7 protein-coding genes are annotated in these 8577 nt (G+C 63.4%); 5 read left to right on the top strand and 2 right to left on the bottom strand.

Features of this window, described 5'->3' with window-relative positions:
- Together EN738_RS08580 and EN738_RS08575 are read right to left on the bottom strand one after the other, a co-directional pair.
- The coding region (locus tag EN738_RS08580; RefSeq protein WP_127283306.1) for a LysM domain-containing protein at positions 1–3108 on the bottom strand (3108 nt) is incomplete at its 3' end.
- A gap of 76 nt (positions 3109–3184) precedes the next feature.
- Positions 3185–4162, bottom strand: a complete 978-nt coding sequence (locus tag EN738_RS08575; protein ID WP_245494441.1) for a MurR/RpiR family transcriptional regulator — start codon at positions 4160–4162, stop codon at positions 3185–3187.
- 97 nt (positions 4163–4259) lie between these two features.
- Between EN738_RS08575 and EN738_RS08570 the strand changes: the two genes are divergently transcribed.
- The 5 genes from EN738_RS08570 (at position 4260) to sctV (ending at position 8494) form a co-directional block, all read left to right on the top strand.
- Positions 4260–4442 carry a hypothetical protein gene (locus EN738_RS08570; protein ID WP_126092905.1) on the top strand — a complete coding sequence of 61 codons (183 nt, stop codon included), beginning with the start codon at positions 4260–4262 and terminating at the stop codon, positions 4440–4442.
- 116 nt (positions 4443–4558) lie between these two features.
- Complete coding sequence (locus EN738_RS08565; RefSeq protein ID WP_127283305.1) at positions 4559–5560, top strand: EscD/YscD/HrpQ family type III secretion system periplasmic domain-containing protein; 1002 nt, start codon at positions 4559–4561, stop codon at positions 5558–5560.
- Between the two features lie 38 nt (positions 5561–5598).
- Entirely contained in the window at positions 5599–5997 is a 399-nt protein-coding gene (locus EN738_RS08560; RefSeq protein ID WP_127283304.1) for a hypothetical protein, read from the top strand.
- 17 nt (positions 5998–6014) lie between these two features.
- The gene (locus tag EN738_RS08555) at positions 6015–6326 is read left to right on the top strand and encodes a hypothetical protein (RefSeq protein ID WP_245455579.1); all 312 of its coding nucleotides are present in this window, start codon (positions 6015–6017) and stop codon (positions 6324–6326) included.
- A complete protein-coding gene (gene sctV, locus EN738_RS08550) occupies positions 6323–8494 on the top strand; it encodes a type III secretion system export apparatus subunit SctV (protein WP_245494437.1) in 2172 nt (723 codons plus the stop codon). Before EN738_RS08555 ends, sctV begins: the two co-directional genes overlap by 4 nt.
- Positions 8495–8577 lie beyond the last annotated feature (83 nt).

The following is an 8577-nucleotide window of genomic DNA, read 5'->3' as shown; positions in this document are numbered from 1 at the left end:
GCCGTTCACCGTGACCTTTACCGGCTTCTCGCCCGGCTGCAGTGTGCCGGCAGGCGCTTCGACGGTGCCCCCGCCATGCTCGGTGATTGCTTTGTCGCGAGCCGTCGTCGCGTCGACGAGCTTGGCTTTCGCATCTTTGAGCTTCGCGTCGAACTGCTCGACCTGCACCCCGACGATCTTGGATTTGGCTGCCGCCAGCGCCGATTGCGAACCTGTCCCATTGGGCGTGCAGACCGGCGCCGAAGCCGAGCTTTGTGTCGATGCCAGCAGCTCCTGCCACTGTTTGTTGAGCGGATTGTTGCGGAAATCGTCCCGGATATTCTTGTCGCCGAGATCGTATGTCAGAGCATATTTTAGGACTGGCGTGTCGTTGCCGTCTTTGTCGCTGAAAACATCATTCTCATAGGTGTTTACGAGATAGAGCTGTCCATTCTCCTCGATCACTTGCTGCGATTTCAGTTTGCCGGTGAAGTCACCCTCGCCGTTCGTGTAGCCGTCCCAATCAAAATGGTGCGGATTTCTCTGCTTCGCCTGGGCGACCAATGCCTGCTTGATCGGTTCGACATCCACGGCAAGGTCGGCCGCATCTTTTTGCGCGACGCCAAATTCCTCATACGCCTCAGCCAGCGTCACCTGGCTGGCTGCCGGCCCCTGCAGGCCTTTCAGTCCCTCAAGCCTGCCATTGATTTCTGTATACTCGGGACTCCCGGATTTGACGCCGTAGAGCTCCAATTCCGTCGCGCTGACCATCTGGTCGATGGTGGCCTTGTTGCCTCGCGCGGTGTGCAGCGCCGCGTTGATGAAGAGTTGCGTCACCCCCGCGTGCTCGGCCTTGCCCTGCAGGTTGGTTTCCTCGCGGCTGGGCCCACCGACAGGACCGACGGACGGCTTGCTCGGATCGCTGAGCATCGGCAGGGTTGCCTGCTTGCCCAGAGCATCAAGGAGGTTCTTCTCGCCCTGTGCGTACTCGGCCCTGGCAGTGCTGGCACTTTGCAGCATGCTGTTGGCGGTGGTCAGCCGCTTTTGCGCATCCGCCAGCGTGCCTTTCGGCTCGGGGGCCTGCCATTGCAGCCCATACGGCGCCAGCACCTTATCGAGTGTCGTCTCGGCGCTATTCACGGCTCCCTTAAATTCGGGGTCCAGCGCATAGACGTCGAGCTGGGCCCCGCTCTGCTCAGGCTTTGCCTGTGCTTCGCCGAGACGCGCTATCACAGCGTTTTCGGCGGCGATCGCCTTGGCAACTTCCGGATCAAACCACTGCCAGCTCCCGTCGACCATCAGCGGCACCCACTTGCCGCCTGACGGAGCCGTAGCCGACGGCGGCTCGCCGAACGGGCCAACCGATGTGGCGCTGCCGTCGAGATTCGGCGTCGCCGGCCTTCCGCCACCATATTGCTTGATCGCGTCCTTTACTGCTTGCTGCTTATCTGCGACCTCTTGCGCAAGCTCAGGACTTGCCCCGCCGAGCACTCCTTCCAGAATCGTCTTGAGAACCGTGTCGGTCTTGGCCTGCTCGGGATCCTTGCTCTGCGGGTTGATTTTCATCAGCAGTTCGGCCAACGCCTGCTGCGCCGTGCCAACCTCGATCTTCAGCTCGCTGCCGGTCGTGTCGTTGTGCAGCGTCATGCTGCCATCGGGCGTGGTGGTCAGCGTATAGCCGTTGAACGTGACCTTCACGGTCGTTCGCGTGCCGTCTTCGATGGTGACCTTTTCTCCGGCGTTGATGACGTCCGGATCACGGGCCGAATCGAACAGTCCGGGATTCGTCCGCCTGAGATCGTCGAGCGATACGCCATATTTCCGTGCGATCAGGGTCAGGTTGTCGCCCGGCTTGACCTCGTACTCGACGGGCTTGCCGCCATTGATCTTCTCGGTGACGGTCATCGTCACCCGGCCGTCCTTGTCGGTGACGGTCTTGGTTTCGGTCCCGTTGCCATCGATGGATTGCGACGTTTTTTTCCCGTCCGCCGTCGTCGTGACGGTGCGTACATCGTGCTGATAGTCGTAAGAGTAGACCGTCTTGTCGCCGGTGCGCGGATCGGCGAGCTCGACCGACTGCGCGTCGCTGCTGCTGGTGGCCGTCACCTTATAGCCGGCGGCCTGCAATTCGGCGATCACCTGCTCGCTGGTAAGGCCGTTTTCCTGCGCGATCTGCTCGATGCTCTTTCCATCGGCAAGGTCTTGCTTGATGTTGTGCGTGCTGGCCCCGCCCGGATCCTGGGAGGCCGCCAATATGGTCTTGCGGCCGTCCGGACCGGTGACGGTGGTGACGGGAAGCGACGGGCCGGCGCCCGGCGTCACCGTTTCCACCGAGGTCCCGTTGGGCATCGACGTCCGCTCGGTGACGGTGCCTGTGCCGAGATCGTCTTCATACCGCGTCGTGATGGCGCCGGTATCGGGATTGTAGCTGCTGGTCTCCTTGCGTCCGAGCCCGTCGCGGACCGGCGTGGTGGTTGCCGCGCCATTGGGTTGTGCCTGGACGCTCGTATAGTAGCTGTCGTGCTGGTAGTCGTAATATTGGGTGACGGTGCGGCCGCTGCCATCCGTGATTTTCGTCGTCTGCACGTCGCCATTGCCGCTTGTCGGGTCGGTGGTCGACACGGTCATCCCGCCGGACCTGAGCGCGGCGATAACCTGTTCGCGCGTCATGCCGCGAGCGGACGCAATCTGGTCGATGCTCTTGCCGCCGGTGACGTCGTTGACAATGTTGCGGGCGGTCGTCGCGTCCTTGGGGTTCTCTTCGGCCGGGCCCCCATCGAGTTTCACCGTCGCGGCGGTTGCGGCGAGATCGGGGCGCACATAGAGAGCCGGCGCCACTGTCGCGCCATTGCCCGACGTGCCTGCGCTGGCGTTGACGACATTGACGCCCGGCATTGCCGGAACCGCGACCGGCGGCGGCTGAAGCCAACTCAGTTCGCTATTCACCTGCGCCAGTTGCTGGCGCGCCTGCGCCGCCCAATCGCGCTCGCCCATTCTGTTGGCAAGCCGGATCTGCTCGCGCAGTTGCGCTGCCTGCGCCTCCAGCCGCGCAACCTGCGCGGCATTTGCTTTGGCGTCGACCTTTTGCGGTTGGACCGGCGGCTTGGCGAGCGTTATCGGGCGAACCATCTGGACGACCTCCGGGAATCACCGTTGCCGGCAGCCTGGCTGCCGTCACGCCCGCCCAGACAGCAACGTTCCAATGCTATCTGGGGGGCTTCCAATAAATGCCGAAAGCGGCAAGCTGCTCTTCCGACTGCTTAATTCGATCCGCGGCATCCACCTCGGACTGCGCAGCCGTCAGTGCCGCCAGGATTTCGACGGCGGCGAAGGCCGGCGCCAGGCTGCGGAAGAACGACTGCGAATTTGACGTGACGATGATTGTTTCCCGCGCGATCCGGGCCAGCGGCGACACGCTGCTGTCGGTGATTGCCACCACGCCGACGCCCTGCCGAACCGACTGCCGCGCAACATCGATCGTCGTGCGTTCATACGGCGACATGGCTATCGCCAGCAGCACATCGCCGCGTCCCGCCTGCTGCAGAACATCGAGGCCAGGTCCGCCCATCTCGCCGACAAGCGTCACCTTGCGGTCGCCGCCAGCCAGAAACGACATGATGTGAGCGAAATGGCCCGCGACCGGATAGGCGGAGCGTGTGGCCAGGACGAACAGATTGGACGATCGCGCCAGCAGGCCGGCGGCGGCGATGAATTGCACGGCACTGCCATATTCGCCAAGACTTGCAATCTGGGCCGCGAGCGTATCGGCAACGACCCCGACGGTCGAATATCCCGGATCGCCATGCTGCTTGATACCCTGTCGCGCGGGCTCACCGGCGATTGTCTCACGCAATGCTCGCGCATAGAGGCTGCGCATGTCCTCGTAGCCATCAAGCCCGAGCCAGCGCGCCAGCCGCATCATCGTGCTGTGGGAAACGCCGGCCTGGTGCGCCTGCTCGCGCATCGACATCAGCGCGACATCCTTGGGATGATCCAGCACGAAACGCGCCGCGACCCGCAACTGCGGCGGCATATTCTCGAACCGTTCGACCAACAGCTCGGCCAAAGGACCTTTTTCCATATCCGAAATACCCCATTCACCCGCCTCGCAGGTTACTCCTAGAACGTGGCCAACGCAACAGTTGGAACTTGTATGGCTCAAATATTCCAAATGGACTTTCATTTTCAACCACGCTGCCTTAAGCTGCCTTGGCAATGTGCCGGAGCGCAGCGGTGTGAGTCCGGCGTTTGCGACTTGAATTTCTCGCAAGGAGACAATGATGGCTGCTACCCCTCCCATTACGTCCGGCTCTGCAGGGTCGCCGGAACAGAACCTGGACAAGATGATCAAGCACCAGGAGCGCATGTTTGGGCTGGAGATCACGAAAGAGATCGCGAAATCCCAGCATGACATGCTGATGAGCACCGCGAGGACGCTCGGCCAGTCGGCTGAGAAGGCCTAAGGCGGATCTCGAACCCGTACGCCGCCGAAGCAACCGGCGGCGTACTTGCACGGCAGGAAGCTTTCAACGCCGTCGTCGCTGCATTTGAAATCGTCATCGGCGGGAGATGAAGTGGCATGACCGATAGTCCTATCGGCAGGTATCTGGATGCCGCGCCAGCGCGCCGGTTGCGGTCGATCATCGCCCCCTCCCCGGCATCCGGAGGTTTCGTTGTGCTCAGCGTCACCCACGGATTCCACGCCGGCGCCGAACTCAGCCTGGTGGAGACGCTGTACACGATCGGCTCCAGCACGGAATCCGACATTGTGCTGAGGGATGCCGGCATCGCGCCGGTCCACGCAAGGCTGCGGCGCAAGGGCAGCCAGTTTGAAATCGAGGCCGTCGGCGGCGATGTAACGCTCGCCACAGGCGAAACCATCCATGAAGGCCACGGCAGCCGCTGCAGGCTGCCGCTCACCGTAAGTGTCGGCGACGCCCGTATCCGGCTGGTCAACCCGGAACGCCCCGCAAGTCGGTGGTCCTTTTCCAATCGCCCCGTGCTGGTGGCGGGCAGCGTTCTGTGCGCCGTATTCGCTCTTTCCCTCGCCGCGAACGGGCTCTCTCTCGCCAAGCCCGATGTTGGCGAGACGCGCCCCTCGAAAGATGGCGAACCGATCAGAATGGCCTTCGCCGGCGAGCCGGGCCAACAGGTCCTGGACGATTCGTCGCCGGCGCAAATTCAGACCGCCGCCGAAGCGGAAAGTCAGCTCAAGCTGCGTCTCGAGCAATCCGGCATAAGGACCTTGACCGTTCAGCGATCGCCGGGACGCCTCGTGGTGTCGGGCATGATCCCGAATGACCAGAGCGGCGTCTGGACGGAAACGCAATCGTGGTTCGACCAGGCCTTCGGCGCACACATTCCGCTGGTCTCCAACGTCATGATCGGCAACGCCGAGCAGGCCCCGCGCCTGACGCTGCAGGCGATCTGGTATGGCGAGCGGCCTTACGTCATCGCAGCCGATGGCGCGCGCTACCACGAAGGTGCATTCACCAATGACGGCTGGACCATCAAGCACATCGGCGAGACGGAACTTCTCCTGACGAAGGGCGGCGCCACGGTCGCGCTGAAATACCCGTGAACCGTCGGCTTGAAGGGCCGCGATTCGATTCGGCAAGGATGGACACGGCTGGCCGCGAGGTGCGCCAGGCGGAAGGCGTGCGCGGTCAGGCAATCAACCGGCGACGGATGAATGGCGCCGACAAGGCCGCGGGCCGTGCTCAGGGAACGAAATCCGCCGCTGGTGCTGAAAGGCCGCAAACCGCGGAGTTTCAGTCCTCCAGGGAAGCGGCAGGCGAATCGCTTGATGACATCCTCATCGACTTCGTCATGCCCCGTATACCCGAGCCAGCCATCCTGCGGCGCTCCGTGCCTATCCTCCAGCATTTTGTGACGCACCTGGTTCCCAACCTCGAGGGCGGCGAGCAGCTCAAGTCGCTTGCGAGAACGCTGATGGAGGATGAAATCGAGCGTCATCGCGACCTGCTTGGTCGCATGCAGGAAGGAATCGAAATCTGACCGGCCCGGATGACACCGTGCATCTGCTGCATGTCCTGGGCTTTCTCTACGGGTCTCACGGGCAGGCAAAGCGGGGCGCGGCCTATCTGCTTATCGCCGCGCAGCTGTCGCCGGGAAATGCCGGCGTGCTGAGGACATTGGCGCATCTGCTCATCCTCGATGGCGAGGCGGAAAAGGCGCTGGCCACGATTGCCAGGCTGGAGACCTTGGAAGGAATGGACCATCCGGCGCTTGCCTTGCTGAAGAGCCGCGCCTTGCTCGTGGCGGGGCGCAAGACCGAGGCGCACAGCGCCCTGCTGAGTTTCCTTTCGCAACGAGGCGTTCAATGAACATGACCGTGTCGGAGCGGGTGCTGCAATTCCTTGCCAGGCTGTCACGCCGCAGCGACCTGGTCATCGCCGTCCTGCTGCTCGTCGCGGTGGTGATGATGCTCATTCCCTTGCCGACTTTCCTCGTCGACATTCTCATCACCGCCAACATCGCCATCAGCGTGCTCATCCTGCTGGCATCGTTTTACGTTTCCCATCCGCTTCAGTTCTCGTCGCTGCCGTCGGTCATCCTGATCGCCACCTTGTTCCGGCTGGCGATCACGATCACGACGACGCGACTGATCCTGCTACAGGCCGATGCTGGCGAGATCATTACCGCCTTCGGCACCTTTGTCGTCGGCGGCAGCATTGCGGTCGGCCTGGTCATCTTCCTGATCATCACCGTCGCACAGTTCATCGTGGTCGCGCGGGGTGCCGAGCGCGTCGCCGAAGTGGCCGCACGCTTCACACTCGATGCACTGCCGGGCAAGCAGATGAGCATCGATGCGGAGCTGCGCAACGGCGACATCGACCAGGCGGAGGCGCGACGCCTGCGCCAGCAGCTGGAGCGCGAGAGCCAGCTGTTCGGCGCGATGGACGGCGCCATGAAATTCGTCAAGGGCGACGTCATCGCCGGTATCGTGATCATTCTGGTCAACCTGATCGGTGGTTTCGCGGTCGGAACGCTGCAGCACGACATGTCATTGGGGGATGCGGCCGCGACCTACTCGCTGCTCACCGTGGGTGACGGGCTGGTGGCGCAAATACCGGCACTGCTCGTCGCCGTGGCCGCGGGCACGATGGTGACGCGGGTCGGCAGCGCGGACGGGACAGGCGACCTTGGCCAGCAAATAACCAGCCAGCTCCTGCGCGACTCCCGAGCGCTCGCGCTCGCTGCGGTGATCATGGTCGGCCTGGCCATCGTGCCAGGCTTCCCGTCGATCGTGTTCCTGATCCTCGGCGCCTGCTTCGGCGCCGGCGCCTACGCAATCAGTCGCCGCACCGCCCGGGAATCCGAGCCTGAGGACGCCGCCGGCCAGATCGCCATGCGCGAACAGCCGGGGAATTCCGCAGCGCTTTCAGCAATCTCCACCGGAACGCTGCCTCCTTCCTACCGCATCGTCGTACGCTTCGGAGCCGATCTCGCACGCTCCATCCCGGAGCCCGAATTTGCCGCCCTGGCCGATGGCGTGCGCCGCGAGCTCTTCGGCGATCTCGGTGTCGACGTTCCGGCCATCGGCATGCAGGTCGACGAGATGCTTTCGCCTCGCGGCATCCGCATCGATCTGGAGGGTGCGCCCATCCTCGACGCCGAGATTCCCGCGGACCGCGTTCTTGTCGAGGCGGATGCAACGCATCTCGACCTGCTCGAGGTGGCTTACGAAGGCGGTTCCTCGATTGCCGGCCAGCGCAGATTCGCGTGGGTCGACGACAGCCACCTGCCGGCATTGAGGGAAGCCGGCTTCGCCTTCTCCACGCCGGCGGAAACAGCGGCCAAGTGGACCGGAAATGCGCTGCGGCTCTATGCCGGCCATTTCGTCGGGATTCAGGAGACACGCAGGCTCTTGTCGGACATCGAGCCGGACTACGCGGATCTGGTCAGGCAGGCTCAGGAGATCGTGCCGCTGCAGAAGATCGCGGAAGTGCTTCGCCGGCTCGTCGGCGAGAACGTGCCGATCCGCAATCTGCGCCTCATCCTGGAAGCGCTGATCGAATGGGGCCAACGCGAGCAGGACGTCGTCCTGCTGACGGAATATGTCCGCACGTCGTTGAAGCGCCAGATCAGCTTCCGCTCCGCCGGCCGCAACAACATCATCGCGGCCTACGTGCTGCAGCGGTCGGCCGAGGATATCCTGCGCAACGCGGTGCAAGGCACCTCGACCGGCACATTCCTGAACCTTTCGGACGATGACGCGCAGGCCCTGGTGACCGAGATCGAGCGAGCCCTGTCGCAGAGCTCCATCGATGTCTCGCCCGTCGTCCTCGCCGCGATGGACGTGCGCCGGCACATGCGCACCTTGCTGATGCACAATGCCATCGAGCTTCCCGTCCTGTCGTTCCAGGAACTCGCGCAGGAATTCAACGTCCAGCCTTTGGCCACGATCACCGGCCGCACGGTCAGAACCGGCGCGCGCTCGCAGGCGCTGCCGTCGGCTCAGGCGAAAGCCGGGCAAGAGGCTGCCTCATGACGGCAGCCGGACGGACGGGGACATTAGGGGAATCAGGAGAGGAACGGGCTGACAATCCACGATACCGCAGCGCTCGCCTTGGC

The sequence above is a fragment of the Mesorhizobium sp. M4B.F.Ca.ET.017.02.2.1 genome (genome assembly GCF_003998955.1).
Taxonomy (GTDB): Bacteria; Pseudomonadota; Alphaproteobacteria; order Rhizobiales; family Rhizobiaceae; genus Mesorhizobium; species Mesorhizobium abyssinicae.
The sequence above is the reverse complement of the archived record's forward strand: the minus strand, read 5'-3'. Positions and strand labels throughout refer to the sequence as shown.

What these genes read in the sequence shown, in the direction of transcription:
- EN738_RS08570 (WP_126092905.1), top strand. Translation starts at nt 4,260, where the DNA reads ATGGCTGCTACCCCTCCCATTACGTCCGGCTCTGCAGGGTCGCCGGAA.
- EN738_RS08565 (WP_127283305.1), top strand. Translation starts at nt 4,559, where the DNA reads ATGACCGATAGTCCTATCGGCAGGTATCTGGATGCCGCGCCAGCGCGC.
- sctV (WP_245494437.1), top strand. Translation starts at nt 6,323, where the DNA reads ATGAACATGACCGTGTCGGAGCGGGTGCTGCAATTCCTTGCCAGGCTG.
- EN738_RS08575 (WP_245494441.1), bottom strand. Translation starts at nt 4,162, where the DNA reads ATGAAAGTCCATTTGGAATATTTGAGCCATACAAGTTCCAACTGTTGC.
- EN738_RS08560 (WP_127283304.1), top strand. Translation starts at nt 5,599, where the DNA reads ATGGACACGGCTGGCCGCGAGGTGCGCCAGGCGGAAGGCGTGCGCGGT.